22 protein-coding genes, 1 tRNA gene and 1 pseudogene are annotated in these 16,718 nt (G+C 66.6%); 11 read left to right on the forward strand and 13 right to left on the reverse strand.

Going from position 1 to position 16,718, the window contains the following annotated elements; genetic code table 11:
* The first annotated feature begins 165 nt into the window (after positions 1-165).
* The 4 genes from AC5P88_RS02950 (at position 166) to dxs (ending at position 5,589) form a co-directional block, all read left to right on the forward strand.
* Positions 166-642 (forward strand): LEA/WHy family protein, encoded by a 477-nt coding sequence (locus tag AC5P88_RS02950; protein WP_049430351.1) that lies wholly within the window; start codon positions 166-168, stop codon positions 640-642.
* Positions 643-707: 65 nt separating this feature from the next.
* Positions 708-2,498, forward strand: coding sequence for an acyl-CoA dehydrogenase C-terminal domain-containing protein (locus AC5P88_RS02955; RefSeq protein WP_106548805.1), 1,791 nt, complete (start codon positions 708-710; stop codon positions 2,496-2,498).
* Positions 2,499-2,910: 412 nt separating this feature from the next.
* Positions 2,911-3,576: an HNH endonuclease gene (locus AC5P88_RS02960; RefSeq protein ID WP_019336875.1), complete on the forward strand. Its 666-nt coding sequence runs from the start codon at positions 2,911-2,913 to the stop codon at positions 3,574-3,576.
* Between the two features lie 105 nt (positions 3,577-3,681).
* Positions 3,682-5,589, forward strand: a complete 1,908-nt coding sequence (gene dxs, locus AC5P88_RS02965) for a 1-deoxy-D-xylulose-5-phosphate synthase (protein ID WP_106548854.1) — start codon at positions 3,682-3,684, stop codon at positions 5,587-5,589.
* A gap of 169 nt (positions 5,590-5,758) precedes the next feature.
* Here the strand turns inward: dxs and AC5P88_RS02970 are convergent, their stop codons facing one another.
* The 3 genes from AC5P88_RS02970 to AC5P88_RS02980 form a co-directional block, all read right to left on the reverse strand.
* Positions 5,759-5,962 carry a hypothetical protein gene (locus AC5P88_RS02970; protein ID WP_005410416.1) on the reverse strand — a complete coding sequence of 68 codons (204 nt, stop codon included), beginning with the start codon at positions 5,960-5,962 and terminating at the stop codon, positions 5,759-5,761.
* 168 nt (positions 5,963-6,130) lie between these two features.
* Complete coding sequence (locus tag AC5P88_RS02975) at positions 6,131-6,691, reverse strand: DUF3011 domain-containing protein (RefSeq protein ID WP_495224271.1); 561 nt, start codon at positions 6,689-6,691, stop codon at positions 6,131-6,133.
* Positions 6,692-6,823: 132 nt separating this feature from the next.
* The gene (locus AC5P88_RS02980) at positions 6,824-7,030 is read right to left on the reverse strand and encodes a hypothetical protein (RefSeq protein WP_106548807.1); all 207 of its coding nucleotides are present in this window, start codon (positions 7,028-7,030) and stop codon (positions 6,824-6,826) included.
* A 396-nt stretch (positions 7,031-7,426) separates the two neighbouring features.
* On the opposite strand from AC5P88_RS02980, the gene AC5P88_RS02985 reads away from it, so the two are divergent.
* The 4 genes from AC5P88_RS02985 (at position 7,427) to AC5P88_RS03000 (ending at position 8,968) form a co-directional block, all read left to right on the forward strand.
* The gene (locus AC5P88_RS02985; RefSeq protein WP_106548808.1) at positions 7,427-7,711 is read left to right on the forward strand and encodes a hypothetical protein; all 285 of its coding nucleotides are present in this window, start codon (positions 7,427-7,429) and stop codon (positions 7,709-7,711) included.
* Between the two features lie 12 nt (positions 7,712-7,723).
* Positions 7,724-7,957, forward strand: a complete 234-nt coding sequence (locus AC5P88_RS02990) for a DUF1653 domain-containing protein (RefSeq protein WP_106548809.1) — start codon at positions 7,724-7,726, stop codon at positions 7,955-7,957.
* A gap of 92 nt (positions 7,958-8,049) precedes the next feature.
* Positions 8,050-8,622 carry a TetR/AcrR family transcriptional regulator gene (locus tag AC5P88_RS02995; protein ID WP_111113478.1) on the forward strand — a complete coding sequence of 191 codons (573 nt, stop codon included), beginning with the start codon at positions 8,050-8,052 and terminating at the stop codon, positions 8,620-8,622.
* Positions 8,623-8,635: 13 nt separating this feature from the next.
* Positions 8,636-8,968: an SMR family transporter gene (locus AC5P88_RS03000; RefSeq protein WP_049430384.1), complete on the forward strand. Its 333-nt coding sequence runs from the start codon at positions 8,636-8,638 to the stop codon at positions 8,966-8,968.
* 24 nt (positions 8,969-8,992) lie between these two features.
* Here the strand turns inward: AC5P88_RS03000 and AC5P88_RS03005 are convergent, their stop codons facing one another.
* The 3 genes from AC5P88_RS03005 to AC5P88_RS03015 form a co-directional block, all read right to left on the reverse strand.
* The gene (locus AC5P88_RS03005; protein WP_049430366.1) at positions 8,993-9,166 is read right to left on the reverse strand and encodes a DUF1328 domain-containing protein; all 174 of its coding nucleotides are present in this window, start codon (positions 9,164-9,166) and stop codon (positions 8,993-8,995) included.
* A 94-nt stretch (positions 9,167-9,260) separates the two neighbouring features.
* Entirely contained in the window at positions 9,261-9,902 is a 642-nt protein-coding gene (locus tag AC5P88_RS03010) for a LysE family translocator (protein WP_164146825.1), read from the reverse strand.
* Positions 9,903-9,999: 97 nt separating this feature from the next.
* Complete coding sequence (locus AC5P88_RS03015) at positions 10,000-10,632, reverse strand: cation transporter (RefSeq protein WP_197620249.1); 633 nt, start codon at positions 10,630-10,632, stop codon at positions 10,000-10,002.
* A 151-nt stretch (positions 10,633-10,783) separates the two neighbouring features.
* On the opposite strand from AC5P88_RS03015, the gene AC5P88_RS03020 reads away from it, so the two are divergent.
* Complete coding sequence (locus AC5P88_RS03020; RefSeq protein ID WP_495224338.1) at positions 10,784-11,476, forward strand: aspartate/glutamate racemase family protein; 693 nt, start codon at positions 10,784-10,786, stop codon at positions 11,474-11,476.
* Between the two features lie 24 nt (positions 11,477-11,500).
* Here the strand turns inward: AC5P88_RS03020 and AC5P88_RS03025 are convergent, their stop codons facing one another.
* Positions 11,501-11,896: a hypothetical protein gene (locus tag AC5P88_RS03025; RefSeq protein WP_106548813.1), complete on the reverse strand. Its 396-nt coding sequence runs from the start codon at positions 11,894-11,896 to the stop codon at positions 11,501-11,503.
* A gap of 241 nt (positions 11,897-12,137) precedes the next feature.
* Between AC5P88_RS03025 and AC5P88_RS03030 the strand changes: the two genes are divergently transcribed.
* Both AC5P88_RS03030 and AC5P88_RS03035 read left to right on the forward strand, forming a co-directional pair.
* A complete protein-coding gene (locus AC5P88_RS03030) occupies positions 12,138-12,647 on the forward strand; it encodes a DUF3011 domain-containing protein (RefSeq protein WP_099551918.1) in 510 nt (169 codons plus the stop codon).
* 38 nt (positions 12,648-12,685) lie between these two features.
* Positions 12,686-12,865 (forward strand): annotated as a pseudogene (locus tag AC5P88_RS03035) (hypothetical protein); the annotation flags it as partial.
* Here the strand turns inward: AC5P88_RS03035 and AC5P88_RS03040 are convergent.
* From AC5P88_RS03040 to pheT, 6 genes are all read right to left on the reverse strand, one after another.
* On the reverse strand, positions 12,853-13,194 hold the full coding sequence (locus tag AC5P88_RS03040; RefSeq protein ID WP_049430374.1) for a low molecular weight protein tyrosine phosphatase family protein: 342 nt from the start codon (positions 13,192-13,194) through the stop codon (positions 12,853-12,855). The pseudogene AC5P88_RS03035 and the gene AC5P88_RS03040 sit on opposite strands and share 13 nt — an antisense overlap.
* Positions 13,191-13,391 carry a hypothetical protein gene (locus AC5P88_RS03045; RefSeq protein ID WP_014037933.1) on the reverse strand — a complete coding sequence of 67 codons (201 nt, stop codon included), beginning with the start codon at positions 13,389-13,391 and terminating at the stop codon, positions 13,191-13,193. Before AC5P88_RS03045 ends, AC5P88_RS03040 begins: the two co-directional genes overlap by 4 nt.
* 117 nt (positions 13,392-13,508) lie before the next feature.
* Positions 13,509-13,585 (reverse strand) — tRNA-Pro (locus AC5P88_RS03050).
* A 68-nt stretch (positions 13,586-13,653) separates the two neighbouring features.
* On the reverse strand, positions 13,654-14,010 hold the full coding sequence (locus AC5P88_RS03055) for a MerR family transcriptional regulator (protein WP_005410431.1): 357 nt from the start codon (positions 14,008-14,010) through the stop codon (positions 13,654-13,656).
* Entirely contained in the window at positions 13,991-14,290 is a 300-nt protein-coding gene (locus tag AC5P88_RS03060) for an integration host factor subunit alpha (RefSeq protein ID WP_005410432.1), read from the reverse strand. The genes AC5P88_RS03055 and AC5P88_RS03060 overlap by 20 nt, the downstream gene beginning before the upstream one ends.
* Positions 14,291-14,317: 27 nt before the next feature.
* Positions 14,318-16,699, reverse strand: a complete 2,382-nt coding sequence (gene pheT, locus AC5P88_RS03065) for a phenylalanine--tRNA ligase subunit beta (protein WP_495224273.1) — start codon at positions 16,697-16,699, stop codon at positions 14,318-14,320.
* Between the last annotated feature and the right edge of the window lie 19 nt (positions 16,700-16,718).

Genomic DNA, 16,718 nt, shown 5'->3' on the forward strand with positions numbered 1-16,718 from the left:
CAATTCAATCCGCACGCGCACAGTTCGCCCGAAGATCCAGCGCTGCGCACGCCCAGCCGCCATCTTCACGCGCTACCCTCTGCGACGGGTCGCCACAGGCGATCCAAACGACCATACGCCGTAGTATGCTTATTCCAACGCACCGCCTCCAGAGGACCTGCGCCCATGCTCCACCGTTTCCGTATCGCCTTGATCGTCCTGAGTACCCTCGCCCTTGCCGCCTGTGGCAACGGCATCGTCAAGCGTGTTTCGGAACCGGCGGCCAGCCTGCAGCAGCTGACCGTGCGCGCCGACGGCAACTGGACCGTGGCCCTGCGCCTGCAGAACTTCAGCTCGATGCCGATGACCTTCGACGATGTCTCGCTGGCGCTGACCGTCGGCGACAGCGACGCCGGCACCCTGCAGGCCAAGCCGGGCATTTCCATCGGCGGCACCTCGGCCGACGTCATCAACGTCGACCTGGTACCCAGTTCGGCCGCACGCCTGGTGGTGGCCGATGCACTGGCCGGCAACCGCACCCTGGCCTATGGCCTGAAGGGAACAGTCGCGGCCACGCCGCAGGAAAAGAAGCAGCGCAGCTTCGATATCAGCAGCCGCAGCACCCTCAACCAGGCCCCGGGCCTGCCGGGCGTGCTGCGCTGATTCCCACCCTCCGTCGCGGCGCTTGGCGCCGCTCTCCCCTGCCCTGATCAAATCGAGACGTACCGATGAGCAGCTACACCGCCCCGCTTTCCGACCTCCGTTTCGCCCTGCACGACGTGCTCAAGGTCGAACCCCTGTTCGCCCGCCTGGGCTTCACCGACGCCACCGCCGACGTGGTCGATGCCGTGCTGGAAGAAGCCGGCCGTTTCAGCGCCACCGTGCTGGCCCCGCTCAACAGCGTTGGCGATGAGATCGGCTGCGTGCTCGACCAGGCCACCGGTGAAGTGACCACCCCGCCCGGCTTCAAGCAGGCCTACGACCAGTTCGTCGATGGCGGCTGGACCGGCCTGACCGCCTCGCCGGAACTGGGTGGCCAGGGCCTGCCGCACACCCTGGGCGTGCCGCTCAACGAAATGATCAACGCCGCCAACCTGGCGTGGGGCAACTTCCCGCTGCTCTCGCACGGCGCCATCGAAGCACTGAAGCAGCACGGCGAGGCCTGGCAGCACGAGGCCTTCCTCAAGCCGCTGATCGAGGGCCGCTGGACCGGCACCATGTGCCTGACCGAGCCGCACTGCGGCACCGACCTGGGCCTGCTCAAGACCAAGGCCGAGCCGAACGCCGACGGCAGCTATTCGATCACCGGCACCAAGATCTTCATCACCGCCGGCGAGCACGACCTGACCGGCAACATCGTGCACCTGGTGCTGGCCAAGCTGCCCGACGCCCCTCCGGGCGCCAAGGGCATCTCGCTGTTCGTCACTCCCAAGTTCAAGGTCGACCGCGACGGCAACGTCGGCGAGCGCAACGCGCTGCGCTGCGGTTCGATCGAGCACAAGATGGGCATCAAGGGCTCGGTCACCTGCGTGATGAACTTCGATGGCGCACAAGGCTACCTGGTCGGCCAGCCGCACAAGGGCCTGCAGGCGATGTTCACCATGATGAACACCGCACGCCTGGGTGTCGGCCTGCAGGGCATCGGCCTCTCCGAGCGCGCCTACCAGAACGCGCTGAAGTACAGCCGTGAACGCCTGCAGTCGCGCGCCCTCAGCGGCGCCAAGTTCCCGGACAAGCCGGCCGACCCGATCCTGGTCCACCCGGATGTGCGCCGCATGCTGCTGACGGTGAAGTCGCTGGTCGAGGGCAGCCGCCTGCTGGCCCTGCACGCCGCCACCCTGATCGATGTCGCCCACCACGCCGAGGACGCCGCCGAGCGCGAGCGCGCCGACACCCTGGTGAGCTTCCTCACCCCGATCTCCAAGGCCTGCCAGACCGAGTGGGGTATCGAGAACACCTACAACGCCCTGCAGTGCTTCGGTGGCCACGGCTACATCCGCGAGCACGGCATGGAGCAGCTGGCGCGCGACGCCCGCATCACCACCCTGTATGAAGGCACCACCGGCATCCAGGCACTGGACCTGATCGGCCGCAAGACCGCGTCCAGCCAGGGCGCCGGCCTGAAGCTGATGCTGGCCGAGATCGAAGCCTTCGCCAAGGAACACGAAGGCAACGAAGCGCTGGCCGAGTTCATCGGCCCGCTGCGCGCCAAGGCTGCCGAATGGGGCAAGCTGACCCTGGACGTGCTGCAGCGCGCGGCCGCCAACCCGGACGAACTGGGCGCGGCCAGCTACGACTACCTGTTCTATTCGGGTTATGTGGTGCTGGCCTACTGGTGGGCCCGCAGCGTGGCCGCCGCCGATGCCAGCGCGCACGGCGCCGCCTTCGCCCAGGGCAAGCGCGAGACCGCGCGTTTCTACTTCGCCCGCGTGCTGCCGCGCACCCTCAGCCACGCCGCCGCCATCCAGGCCGGCGCCGCCCCGCTGATGGCGATGGACGACGAGCGCTTCGGCGCCTGAGCCGGGCTGCGCCCGGCACCCGCAGAAGCCAAGGCTGGAGCCAAAGCAACAGCAACAGCTGGCTTCCTGCGGGATGGCAGGGTGGGTCCGATTGCGGGGGACGGCGCAAGTACGTCCCTGTAGCCTCGATCGCCGCATCCATGCGGCTCACGCCCCCGCAACCGGACCCACCCCGCCTTCGACAGATTTCTGCTGCTGTTGGTAGATGTCGACCTTGGTCGACACGGTAGGTCCACGCCATGGTGGATGAAAACCACCGAGATCCATCTGGAGAAGAGCCCCCTTTTGTTAAAGGGGGCGCGCCAAAGGCGCGGGGAATAGGAGGAATGCGCGGACCTGAATCGTTGCGATTTGCGTATCGCCCACAGGCGATACACAAATCGTCAACATTCAGGTATAAGCTGTTCTCCCGATGGAGACAGACACTACACGCTTGGGTCTGATCGAAGCCGGAGCTCCCTTTTCTGCTCCGGGCGCCGAAGCATCGCCCAACGCCACGACGCTGCATCGACCCGGTTCCGTCCGGCTGCTCTCGCTTGACGCCCACGGACGCGTACTGGACTGGATCACCTGGCAGGACGCGGCGTGCCTCTACGCCCGCGAAGCCGTCGCCTGGACACTCGGCGATCCCTGCCTGCACATCCATGGCGGCACCAACCGCTTCAGCGGCCTGCAGAGCGGGATGGACCTGCACCCGATCATCGCCGCGCGCGGCCACGCCCGCTCCCGCGCGATCGACCCGACGCCGAACCTGACCAACCCGGCCCTGTTCGCCCGCGACGCCCACCTGTGCATGTACTGCGGCCAGCAGTTCAACCGCCCCACGCTCACCCGCGACCACGTCATGCCCTTGTCCAAGGGCGGCCTGGACTGCTGGGAAAACGTGGTCACCGCCTGCTTCCACTGCAACTCGCGCAAGAGCGACCGCACCCCGCAGCAGGCCGGAATGCCACTGCTGGCGGTGCCCTACCGGCCCAGCTGGATCGAGCACCTGATCCTGTCCAACCGCAACATCCTGGCCGACCAGATGGCCTTCCTGAAGGCGCAATTGCCGAAGCGGTCAAAACTGAGCACCTGAATCGCCGAAAATGCAACCCTCACCGTCCTGTCACGGGCGGCGGCGTTTGCTTGCCCCACCCCCGTTTGAGGGCGAAAATGGGCGTTCAGAACAAGTGCGAACATGATGATCGACTCTGCCCGCTATCCCCGCCTCGCGCGCATCCAGACACCGGATGACCTGCGCACGTTCGACGAATCCGAAATGAGGGCGGTCGCCGACGAACTGCGCGCCTACCTCATCGAATCGGTGGGCAAGAGCGGTGGCCACTTCGCCGCCGGCCTGGGCGTGATCGAACTCACCGTGGCACTGCACTACCTGTACCAGACCCCGCACGACCAGCTGGTCTGGGACGTGGGTCACCAGACCTACCCGCACAAGATCCTCACCGGCCGTCGCGACGAGATCCATACCGTCAAGCAGAAGGACGGCGTCGCGCCGTTCCCGAAGCGCGAGGAAAGCGAGTACGACACCTTTGGCGTCGGCCACTCCTCCACCTCGATCTCGGCCGCACTCGGCATGGCCATCGCGCGCCAGTCCGAAGGCGACGATCGCAAGATCGTGGCGGTGATCGGTGACGGCGCGATGACCGCCGGCATGGCCTTCGAAGCGCTGATGCACGCCGGCGGCATGGACCCGGAACCGAACCTGCTGGTGATCCTCAACGACAACAACATGTCGATCTCCGAGGCGGTCGGCGGCCTGACCAAGATGCTCGGCCGTGCCACCGGCAGCCGCACGCTCAACGCGCTGCGCGAAGGCGGCAAGAAGATCCTCGGCGACAAGAAGAACAACCCGGCACGCTTCGTGAAGCGCTGGGAAGAGCACTGGAAGGGCATGTTCGTGCCGTCCACGATGTTCGAGGAAATGGGCTTCCATTACACCGGCCCGATCGACGGCCACGACATGCCGGCCCTGCTGTCCACGCTGAAGACGCTGCGTGCCTCCAAGGGCCCGAAGCTGCTGCACGTGATGACCACCAAGGGCAAGGGCTACGAGCCGGCCGAGGGCGACCAGATCGGTTACCACGCCGTCGGCCCGTTCGATCCGGACAAGGGCCTGGTGGCCAAGGCCGGCGCCAAGAAGCCCACCTACACCGATGTGTTCAGCGACTGGCTGTGCGATGCCGCCGCCGCCGAGCCGCGCCTGTACGGCATCACCCCGGCGATGCGCGAAGGCTCCGGCCTGGTGCGTTTCAGCAAGGAATACCCGCAGCGCTACTTCGACGTGGCGATTGCCGAACAGCACGCGGTCACGCTGGCCGCCGGCATGGCGACCCAGGGTGGCAAGCCGGTAGTGGCGATCTATTCCACCTTCCTGCAGCGCGCGTACGACCAGCTGGTGCATGACGTGGCGATCCAGGACCTGGACGTGCTGTTCGCGATCGACCGCGCCGGCGTGGTCGGCCCGGACGGTGCGACCCATGCCGGCAACCTCGACCTGAGCTTCCTGCGTTGCGTGCCGAACCTGGTGGTGATGGCGCCATCCAACGAAGCCGAGTGCCGGCAGATGCTCAGCACCGGCCTGCAGCACCCGGGCCCGGCCGCCGTGCGCTATCCGCGTGGCACCGGTACCGGCGTTGCAGCCGGCACCGATCTGGCCACCCTGCCGATCGGCAAGGGCGAGCTGCGCCTGCAGGGCAGCCGCATCGCCCTGCTCGCCTTCGGCAGCACCGTGGCCGCCGCCGAACAGGTCGGCCGCGAACTGGGCCTGAGCGTGGTCAACATGCGCTTCATCAAGCCGCTGGACCGCGAGCTGGTGCTGGCTGTCGCCGCCCAGCACGAGGGCCTGGTCACGATTGAAGACAACGTGGTGGCCGGTGGCGCCGGCTCCGGCGTCGGTGAACTGCTCAATGCCGAAGGCGTGCTGCGCCCGATCCTGCATCTGGGCCTGCCAGACAGCTACCAGCATCATGCCAGCCGCGAGGATCTGCTGGCCGAAGCCGGCATCGACGCAGCGGGCATCCGTGCGGCCGTGCTCAAGCGTTGGCCGCAGCTGGCCGCGGGCACCCCGCCGCTGAGCGCGGCGGGCTGAAGCAGCCCAGCAGACGGTGGATCCACGCATGGCGTGGATCTACCGGAGACACGCATCCATTCCCGAACGGGTACATCCGCGCCACGCGTGGATGCCACACCCGGTAGATCCACGCCATGCGTGGATGACGGGCTCCGCGCGGCGGACCTTGCGAAGAAGGCCCCCGCACTCAGCCGTAGCTGACCGCTTCCACGAAGGCGCCGCTGGCTTCCACGCGCACGGCAGCACGCTGCCCGGTATCGACAAAGTGAAGGCGCGCCAGGGTTTCAGCGAAGTCGAAGGCCCGGGCACCGTCGCGGAAATCGATCGGCTCCGGCCGGTCCGGATGCAGCACGCGCCATTGGCGCTGTTCGCATTGCAGGCGGATCAACATGCGGCTCACTCCTTGAGGCAGCGTATCGACGGTAGCGGGACATTCCTGCCGATCACGGCAGGCATCATCGCAACAGATCAGGGACACATGGAGGCGCCCTGATCGCAGAAGATACGACAGTTCAAAATGTGAGCTGTATCAGATTTTTCTGATTTTAGAGGGCCATGCTCAATTCACCTGGAACTGTGCCCGACAGCCGTTACTGACCCAGATGCCACGACGATCCCAGCCCCAGGTCTGGCCCTCGATGCAGGCACTGCGCGAATCCTGCCGGACCAGGCGCACGCCGCGGCGGATGCGGGCGTCGCAGTACTCCTGGCGGTGGCCATTGGAATGGCAGGTGATCACCTCACTGCCGCCCCAACCGTTGCCATTGCCGTTGCCCCAACCCCCACCATTGCCCCAGCCGCCACCACGGCGGTACTCGCCGACGAACTCGGCGCGGCAGCCCTGGGTCACCCAGACGCCATAGCGCGACTGGCCCCAGGTCTCACCTTCCACGCACGGCGAGCCGGACAACTGCCGGATCATCCGTGCACGGCCCTCCAGGCGGCACTCGTTGCTACGGTTCTTGATCGACTCGCAGCGCACGATGCCGCTGCCCTCACGGCCGCCGTAGCGATCGTCGTCGTACCCGTACCCATAGCTCTGCGCCTGCGCGCCACCGGCGGCTGCCAGCATTGGCAGCAGGGTGCAGGCCACGGTGCGCCAGGTGAGTGCCTTGCCCATCGATGTCTCCAGATGAATACGATGGCGCAAGCATCCGGGATTCGCGGCGCGCCGCACAGGGGGGCGCGCTACTCCGGTTTTTTCCCATTCAAACTGCTCAACCGCGCCTGACCGTACCGCACTCCCCCGGTTTCACTCTCCAACACGGACCGCTTCCACTGACGTGCCGAATGCCGCGACCCGCACGATGCTGCACTGTCCCGTGCGGCGATGGTGCTCCTGGGCAAGCGCGATGGCCGCGTCGAAAGCGTCGGCGCCACGGACGTAACACGCGGCATCGGGCGCATGTGGATGCACCACGGCCCAGTGCCGGGCAGTGCATTGAACGGTGATGACCATGAAAGGCTCCTGCAGGTGAAAGAATGCAGCGGCAGGCGGTTGGATGCTGGCCGGTACATCCACAGGCTAGCGATCGCCTCAGGGATGGCCTATCAGACATGTACGAAAATGCCATGGGGTGCGGTCGGCTTCCCCTCACATCCCTGAGTCCGTTTAGCCTGTTCATTCCGTGATCCTTGTCACGGAGTCAGCCGGGCTTCACACTACCGTCACCAACAGGGGCCCCTTCCACATGCGCACCTTCTTCTCGCAGCAGCGCTGGACGTTGCTGAAGTTCTATTTCGTGGCCAGCTACCTCGTGCTGATCGAGGAACTGATCCGAGCCGCCGTGTACTGAGCGCTTGCTGTCGGCAAGGCTGCGGCAGACACTGTTGCTTTAGGCACGGAGCCCACCCGATGAAAGCGCTTCTTCTCATTCCAGCCCTGCTGCTCCTGGCCGCCTGCGCGAGCCAGGATCAGGCGGCTGCGCGCGCCGATGCAGCAGCCGCAACACCGGCCACGCCGGTCGTCGGTGGCGATCGCGATGCCCATGGCTGCATCGGTTCGGCCGGCTACCAGTGGTGCGAGCACAGCCAGCGCTGCGAACGTCCGTGGGAACTGGCGCAGGCACAGGGCCTGGCCAATACCGCCGAGGCCATCGACAGTTATTGCGCGAAGCCGGCCAGCCCGGCCCGCAAGTGAGCGGTGCGCGCCATGGCTGAATTGAGCCCGCTGCCCTCCCTCACCCCGGGCCGCTACCGCCACTTCAAGGGCGGCGAGTACGAGGTGATCGACATCGTGCGCAGCAGTGAAACCCTGCAGCCGATGGTGCTGTATCGCGCCCTCTATGGTGAAGGTGGCCTCTGGGTCCGCCCGTATCCGATGTTCATTGAACAGGTTCCTGGCGAACACGGACCGCAACCGCGCTTCGCCCGTATCGGCGATTGAGTCCAGGCTGCCGGCCTCTTGCCGGCGGTGGCAGCGCAGCGCAAAGTAAAGCCTGCGCTACAATCGTACCGTCCAGTCGGTTTCTTCCTGCCATGTCCGCATCCCCTTCCCGCTCGCGCCGCAAGGCGCCCGACAGCGTGCGCCAGTCGCTGCTGCAGGCCACCATCGCAGTGATCGGCCAACAGGGCCTGGCGGCCTTGACCGTCCAGGACGTCGCGCAGGCAGCCGGGGTCAGCAAGGGCGCGCTGTTCCATCATTTCAGCAACAAGCAGGCCCTGGTCGACGAAGCCATCGGGGCACTGATTGGCGAATTCGAAGCGCGCGTGCGTGCCCTGCTGCAGGAAAACCCGAAGGGCCATGGCTGTTTCAGCCGTGCCTATGTGCAGGCCAACTTCGAACATCTGCTGCAGCAGGAACAGGAGAACGACATCGGCCTGACCCTGGGCAACCTGATGGAACCGGGCCTGCTTGCGCACTGGCGCGACTGGAAGCGCGCGATGCTGGCCGAGTTCCCTGACGAAGCCGGCGACCCACGGCTGTATGCCGCGCGCTGCGCCGCCGATGGCTACTGGGCGACCGCCTACGGGCGCCCGCTGGACGAAGACGAGCGCATCAACGCAGTGGCGATGGCCGAGCAGGCGCTGAAGCTGTGCGACCCGCAGTGAACCGGAGCCGATGATGAACCCCTACGCCTATCTCGCTGCCGCCATCGTGCTGGAGGTAATCGCCACCTCGCTGCTGAAGGCTTCCGATGGCATGAGCCGGCTGGCGCCGACGCTGGGCGCACTGGTCGGCTACGGGCTGTGCTTCTACCTGCTGTCGATGACCATGAAGTCGGTGCCGACCGGCATCGCCTATGCGATCTGGTCCGGTGTCGGCATCGTGCTGATCTCGCTGATCGGGCTGGTGGTGTTCAAGCAGCGCCTGGATGCACCGGCCCTGATCGGCATCGGGTTGATCTGCGCCGGCGTGCTGGTGATCAACCTGTTCTCGCGCAGCAGCGCGCACTGAGCACACTGCTGCGCGACCACGGCGCTAGCTGACCTTCTTGGCCACGCTCATGCCGAGCAGGAACAGCACCACGGCAATGATGATGCCGGCCCAGAACAGGAACTTGGCGATGCCGACCGCGGCACCGGCAATGCCACCGAAGCCGAGCACGCCCGCGATGATGCCGATGACGGCGAAAATGATGGCCCACTTGATCATGTCGATCCTTTCCCCGCAGGGATTCCAAACTGGAGGATCAACTTAGGCTGCGGCCGATGCCGCAGTCGTGAACAGGCCGCGTGCACGGCGTGAATCAGCGCGGGCGGAAACGCAGCAGCGCCACCGCGAACGCCAGGAACACACTTCCCACCAGGCGCTCGAACCAGCGCCGCGCGAATGGCTTTGCGAGCCAACGCCGCAGGCCGTGACCGCCGGCCGCGTACATCACGTACCAGAACAGTTCGCAGGCCGCGAAGGTGGCCACCAGTACGCTGTACTGCACCGCCTGGCTGCGCGACGGATCGACGAACTGCGGCAGGAACGCCGCCGCGAACAGCAGCAGCTTGGGATTGCTCAGACCCACCAGAAGGCCACCACGGAACACGGTCCAGGCACCAAGCGTCGGCGTCATCGGCAGTGCGGCATCCACCGTCACCGGAGGCGCGGGACGGCAGCTGTCGCGCCATGCCTTCAGGCCCAGCCAGGCCAGATAGGCCACGCCCAGATAGCGCAGCACCTCGAACAGCATCGGCGAGGAATGCAGCAGCGCACTCAGGCCCGCTGCGGAGGCCGCCAGCACCAGCAGCATCGCCAGCAGGCAACCTGCCATCGCCGGCACACTGCCGCGGAAGCCGAGTCCGACGCTGCGGCCGAGGATATGCAGCATGTTCGGCCCCGGCGTGCCGCACAGGACAAAGACCGTGGCCAGGAACCACCACCAGGTATGCAGGGCCATTTCAACATCCACGCAGGAAAACCCAGCAAGCTTAGAGCGTGGCCATGGCCTGCGTCACATACAGCCTGGGGCGGATGCGACGGTTACAGACGTGCACTTACGACGCCAGCAGGCGCGCGCTGCGCAGTTCCTCCCAGGCCGAGCGCAGGACCCGCAACGCCGAGCGCAGGAACAGCACCAGCAGTGCAACCGCAACCAGCAGATCCGGCCAGCCCGCACCGAACAGCGCAACCAGGCCCGCGGCCAGCAACACCGATGCGCCCTCATACAGGTCATTGCGCGAGCATTCCCAGGCGGACGCCAGGTTGATGTCGTCGTTGCGATAAGGGGTCAGCAACCACAGGCACGCCGCGTTGGCGGCCAGGTTGAGCAGCGCCGCCAGGCCCATGCTGGCAAACAGGGGCACCTCCGGGTGCAGCAACCGCCATCCGATCTGCGCAGCCACCACGAGGGCCGCCGCCAGGATCAGCAATCCCTTGAACAGGGCAACCCGCGCTTTGGCCACGAGGCCTGCGCCGACCACCGCCAGGCTCAACGCATAGGTCGCCGCGTCACCCAGGTTGTCCAGGGCGCCGGACAGCAACGAGGACGAATGGCTGTATCCGGCGGCAGCGACCATCAACGCAAAGGTGGCCAGATTGACCAGCAGCACGATCCACAGCACGCGCCGGTGCCGCGCCTGCATCGCCGCCACGTCCAGGGTCTTGCCACAGCCGCAACACTCGCCCATCGCCCCGCCCTCCCATTGGTAGCAACATTATCGCGCCGCAGCAGCACCGGGGTCGATCAGACCCCATCCGCGTGGCCTGCCCAACGCCCATGCGTTGTGCAATGCCCTTCCTCATTGTGCTGCAATGGCCGCCTCTTCCCTGGAGCAGCGCATGAAGACCCTCGGCCTGATCGGCGGCATGAGTTGGGAAAGTTCGGCCCAGTACTACCGCCTCATCAACGAGGAGGTCCGGCGGCGGCTCGGAGGCGCGCACTCCGCGCAGCTGCTGCTGTGGTCGGTGGATTTCGCCGGCATCAAGCAGCTGCAGCACGACGGCGACTGGGACGCCCTGGGTGATCACATGGTCGATGGCGCGCGGCGCCTGCAGGCGGGCGGCGCCGACCTGCTGCTGATCTGCACCAACACCATGCACAAGCTGACCGATCGCATCGAGGCGGCCTGCACGCTGCCGCTGCTGCACATCGCCGATCCGACCGCGACTGCGATCCTGCAGGCAGGTGCGCGCAAAGTGGGCCTGCTCGGTACGGCCTTCACCATGGAGCAGGACTTCTATCGAGGTCGCCTGCAGGAACGCTTCGGCCTGGAGGTACTGGTGCCTGATGCCGATGACCGCCGCAACGTGCACGACATCATCTACCAGGAGCTGATTGCCGGCGTGGCCAGCGAGCGCTCGCGGCAGCTCTACGCCGGCGTGATCGCGCGCCTGGTCGAGCGCGGCGCCGAAGCGATCATCCTGGGCTGTACCGAGATCATGCTGCTGGTACGGCCGGAAGACAGCGCAGTACCGCTGTTCGACACCACCACCCTGCATGCGCTGGCTGCGGTGGATGCAGCACTCGGCTGAGGCGCCGCAATGCGCGACGCGGAATCAGCCCGCGTCGCGGACTTCCAGCGCGGTGATCAACCAGTCGACCACGGCCTGCGAATCGCACAGGAAGAAGACGCCATCTCCCGAGCGCGCTTCGGTGAGCAGGCGATAGACGGTGATCGCCACCGCCGACTGGTTGGCAATGAACACTTCCGGGCTGCGCGGCCCCTCGCTGTGCCCTGCCACGGACTGCAGCGCCTTGCGCGCAGCCACAGTGGCAGCCGGGTCCGCGCTGCGGGTCAGTTCCGGCCCGCGCAGCCCCCAGGCAACGAACACATGCTTGCCCTTGAACGTGGTGTCCAGGACCTGCACCTCGGCGGCGCCTGCGCCTACCGAGCGATGAATGACGATACTGCTGATCAACGCAACCCCCTGTGGTCGTCGTGGTCCGCGCATCGTCCTCCACAGGCCGGCCGCGCGCCAGTGACGGCCGCCACAGGCCGCGCCGACAGGCGTGGAAGACATGTAAGAAGGTGTAACCCGATGCGATCGGATGTGCAGCGATGATACGGGATGTAAGCCTCTGCATGGACCCGCGCGCACTACTAAATCCCCACTGAGCCACGTCGGGAACGAAGCGTTCCAATGGACCCGGGCTGGGTCATTCTTGCCGCCCCGCTCCCTCAACGAGGCCCCCATGACCCATCGCCTGCTGCTGCCCATTGGCGGCATCTCCCTGGCCATGCTGCTTGCAGCCACCACCGTGGCTGCCCAGGATTACGACGCAGCGCACATTCCCGCACTTCGCTGCGAATCCCAGTTCAACAAGACCGAGCAATGCCCGATCGAGGGCCCGATGCGCCTGGCCAGGCAACTATCGGTCACCCGCTGCGTGGAAAACCAGAACTGGGGCCAGAGCCGTCGCATGCTCTGGGTGACCGATGGCTGCCGTGCCGAGTTTGTCGCCGACGAACATGGCCGCTGGCCGGGACGCGGCAGGGGCCGTGATCGCGACGATGAGGGTGAACGCCTGGTCTGTGAGTCCTACGAAAAGAAGGACAAGGAATGCCGCATCCGCGTGCGTCATGAGGTGCGCATGGTCAAGCAGAAATCGGTGACAACCTGCATCGAAGACCACAACTGGGGCTGGGACCGTCGCGGCATCTGGGTCAGCGATGGCTGCAGGGCCGAGTTCCGGGTGTATTGACTGCCGGCCGCGCGCTGGCTGCAGCGATTGGTCATGCGCACGCCATCGCGCTGCAGGGCCACGGCAAGCGCTTCACTTCGCCCCATGCATCCAGCACCAGCACCAGCACCAGCACCAGCACCAGCATGCAACGCTTGCTCGCCACACCCGGTTTCATCGACCACGGCATCGTGCATGGACTGGACAAAGGCGATCCGGAGCTGATCTACCGCTTTGCCGGCAGCTGGTCGAGATACACGGCCACCTTGGCGTCCAGCAGGTCCATCAACACCGGATCCATGCAGCGATAGTCGTCGGGGATGTCCAGGCAATGCAGGCGCTTGTGCTCCAGCAGGCGTGCGTACGTGGCCTGCAGGCGATGCTGGTGCTTGGCCTCCATCACGAAGATGACATCGGCCCAGCGGATATCCGCCGGGCCGATGGGGCGTCGTGCATGTGGGCTGGTGCCGGCCGACAGCGCTGCGAAGCCGGGCCGCCGTCGCCACATGGCTTCGGCGGTCGGGCTGCGCAGCTGGTTGCGGCTGCAGACGAACAGCAGGTTGATCATTCCTGTTCCTGCAGTTGGCGGGCGCTGAGGACCGGATAGGTGAAGCCCAGCTGGCGTGCACGCGCGAGCTTGGCATCGCGCGTATACAGCAGCTTCCAGTTCTTCTCGGGCTTGTAGCTGTAGGCGGTCGTAGCGCGGTCGCCACCGCGGTTGCGAGCCTGGCTGCGACGCCAGGCACGGTTTCTTGCAGATTCCATGATGTGTTCTCGTGAGTACCGGGTTCAGCAGCCGCGGTAGTACGAGTGGCGCGCAGCATACACCGCGCGCACAAAAAAGCCCACGCATCGCTGCGCAGGCTTCTTGATTCATCACAGTGGTCGGGACGGCCGGATTCGAACCGACGACCCTCTGCCCCCCAGGCAGATGCGCTACCAGGCTGCGCTACGCCCCGACTGATGCTGCGATGTGCCCGCCAGTGCGGCGGGCCGTGAAGTATAGCGGATTACGATGGAAATGGGATCAGCGGCGCAGCAACTGCAGCACTTCTTCCAGCTCCATGCGCACCTGCTTGATGATCTGGTTGCTCAGCGCCGATTCCTCGCGGGCATCGGGGCCATCCAGGCGCAGGCGTGCACCACCGATGGTGTAGCCCTGCTCGTACAGCAGGCTGCGGATCTGCCGCACCATCAGCACGTCGTGGCGCTGGTAGTAGCGGCGGTTGCCTCGGCGCTTGGCCGGCTCAAGGCTGGGAAACTCGGTTTCCCAGTAGCGCAGGACGTGCGGCTTGACGTCGCACAGCTCGCTGACTTCACCGATGGTGAAGTAGCGCTTGGCCGGGATCGGCGGTAGTTCGCGGTTACTGCCCGGATCCAGCATAAGCTTCCACCCTCTCCTTGAGCTTCTGGCCCGGACGGAAGGTGACCACCGTACGGGCGGAAATCGGAATTTCCTCGCCGGTCTTGGGGTTGCGACCCGGGCGCTGGTTCTTGCGCCGCAGATCGAAATTACCGAAGCCCGACAGCTTCACCTGACGTCCCTGTTCCAATGCTTCACGCAGCACATCGAAAAACGCGTCGACGAATTCCTTGGCTTCCCGCTTGTTCAGACCGACTTCGTCGAACAGCTTTTCCGCCATCTCCGCCTTGGTCAATGCCATTGCCTGCTACCCCCGAGTGCTGCCCGCTCAGCCGCGGATCCGGGCGTGGTGTTCACGCTCGATGGCAGTGACCGCCTCGGCCACCACCGCATCCACGTCGCGGTCCGTCAGAGTGCGCGACTTGTCCTGCAAAATCAAGCCCATAGCGAGACTCTTGAATCCCGGCTCGACGCCCTGGCCGACATAGCGGTCGAACAGGTTCAGGTCGCGCAGCAGCGGGCCGGCGGCCTGGCGGACGGTCGCCGCCAGGTCGGCCCAGGCCACCTGTTCAGGCACCAGGAACGCCAGGTCGCGGCGCACTGCCGGGAAGCGCGACAGCTCGCCTGCACGCGGCAGGCGACGGGCGGCCAGCGGATCCAGGTCCAGTTCGAAGGCGTACACGTCGGCTTCGATGTCCATCGCCCTGGCCAGGCGCGGGTGGACCTGGCCGATCCAGCCAATCGCCACGCCATCGCGGAACACCTCGGCCGAACGCGCCGGGTGGCCATAGGGACGGGCCGACGGGCGGAACTCCAGCTGCGCACCACTGGCGGCGGCCAGCGATTCCAGGTCGCCCTTCAGGTCGTGGAAGTCGACTTTGCGGGTCGGCAGGCCCCACTGCACCGCCTGCGCATCGCCACAGACGGCAGCGGCCACGCGCGGGGTTTCCAGCGGTGCCGGTTGGCCGTCCCCGGCCTGCTGGGCAAACACGCGCCCGATCTCGAACAGGCGCACGCGGCCGAGCTGGCGCGCGGCATTGCGGCCGAGGGTGGCGACCAGGCCCGGCAGCAGCGACGGGCGCATCACCGCCAGTTCCGCCGACAGCGGGTTGGCCAGCGGCACCAGGCCGTCGCGCAGCTGCCACTGGGTCAGCAGCGCGTCGTCGACGAAGGCGAAATTGACGGTTTCCTGCTGGTCGCGGGCGACCAGCTGGCGACGCACGCTCAGCGTGTCCAGCTGGGTCTCGCTCGGCATCGCCACGCGCGAGGCACCGCCCGGCAGCGTGGTCGGGATCTGCTCGTAACCGTGGATGCGGGCCAGTTCTTCGATCAGGTCTTCTTCAATGGCAATGTCGAAGCGACGGCTCGGCGCGGCGACCTGCCAGCCCTCGGCCGTGGCAGCCACGTCCATGCCCAGCGCGCGCAGGATGCGCTCGACTTCGGCGTCGTCGATGGTGATGCCGAGCACGCGGGTGATGCGGGCGCGGCGCAGCACGATGGTTGCCGGCTGCGGGAGATCGGCTTCACGCACAGCCTCGGTGACCGGCGCCGGGGTACCGCCGGCCAGGTCCAGCACCAGGCGGGTGGCGTATTCGATGGCGGTGCGCGGCAGTGCCGGATCGACGCCACGCTCGAAGCGGTGACCGGCATCGGTGTGCAGGCCCAGCTTGCGGCCACGGCCCATGATCGCGGCCGGCGCGAAGTGCGCGGCCTCCAGGAACACCGCGGCGGTGTCATCGGTGACGCGGGTGTCGAAGCCGCCCATCAGGCCGGCCAGGCCGACCGCACGGTCGGCATCGGTGACCACCAGGAAGCTGTCGTCCAGCGCGGCATCGCGGCCGTCCAGCAGCTTCAGGCTCTCGCCAGCGCGCGAACGGCGCACGGCGATGCTGCCCTGCAGGGTGCCGAGGTCGTAGGCATGCATCGGCTGGCCCAGCTCCAGCATCACGTACTGGGTGATGTCGACCAGCAGCGAGACCGGACGCACGCCGCTGCGGCGCAGGCGCTCGGCCATCCACAGCGGGGTCTTGGCGGCGGCGTTGACGCCTTCGATGACGCGGCCCAGGTAACGCGGCGCTTCGGCGCCGGCGTCGAGCTGGATCGACAGTTCACGGCTGCCGACCGGCGCAATGGCATCGGCGGCGAAATCCAGCACTTCGCTGCGGGTGGCCGCGGCGACGTCGTAGGCGATGCCGCGCAGGCTGAAGCAGTCGGCGCGGTTCGGGGTCAGCTTGATCTCGATGCTGGCGTCCGGCAGCCCCAGATACTCGACCAGGGACTGGCCGACGGGTGCATCGTCCGGCAACTCCAGCAGGCCGGATGCATCATTGTCCAGGCCCAGCTCCTTGGCCGAGCACAGCATGCCGTTGGACTCGACGCCGCGCAGCTTGGCCGGCTTGATCTTCAGCTCGCCGATCTGCGCACCGACCATCGCCAGCGGCGCGACCAGGCCCGGGCGCGCGTTCGGTGCGCCGCACACGATCTGCAGCAGCTCGCCCTGCCCGGCATCGACCTTGCACACCTGCAGGCGATCGGCTTCGGGATGGCGCACGGCTTCGACGATGCGAGCCACGACCACGTGGCCGAGGCCTTCGCCAAGCGCGGTCACCTCTTCCACTTCCAGGCCGATGGCGGTCAGCACCGCGCTCAGTTCATCGCGCGAGGCGGAGGTCGGGACGTGGCTGCGCAGCCAGTTTTCGGAGAATTTCATGGTGTCACCCTGGTGGGCC

This window comes from Stenotrophomonas sp. YJH_SMC_8, from assembly GCF_059371315.1.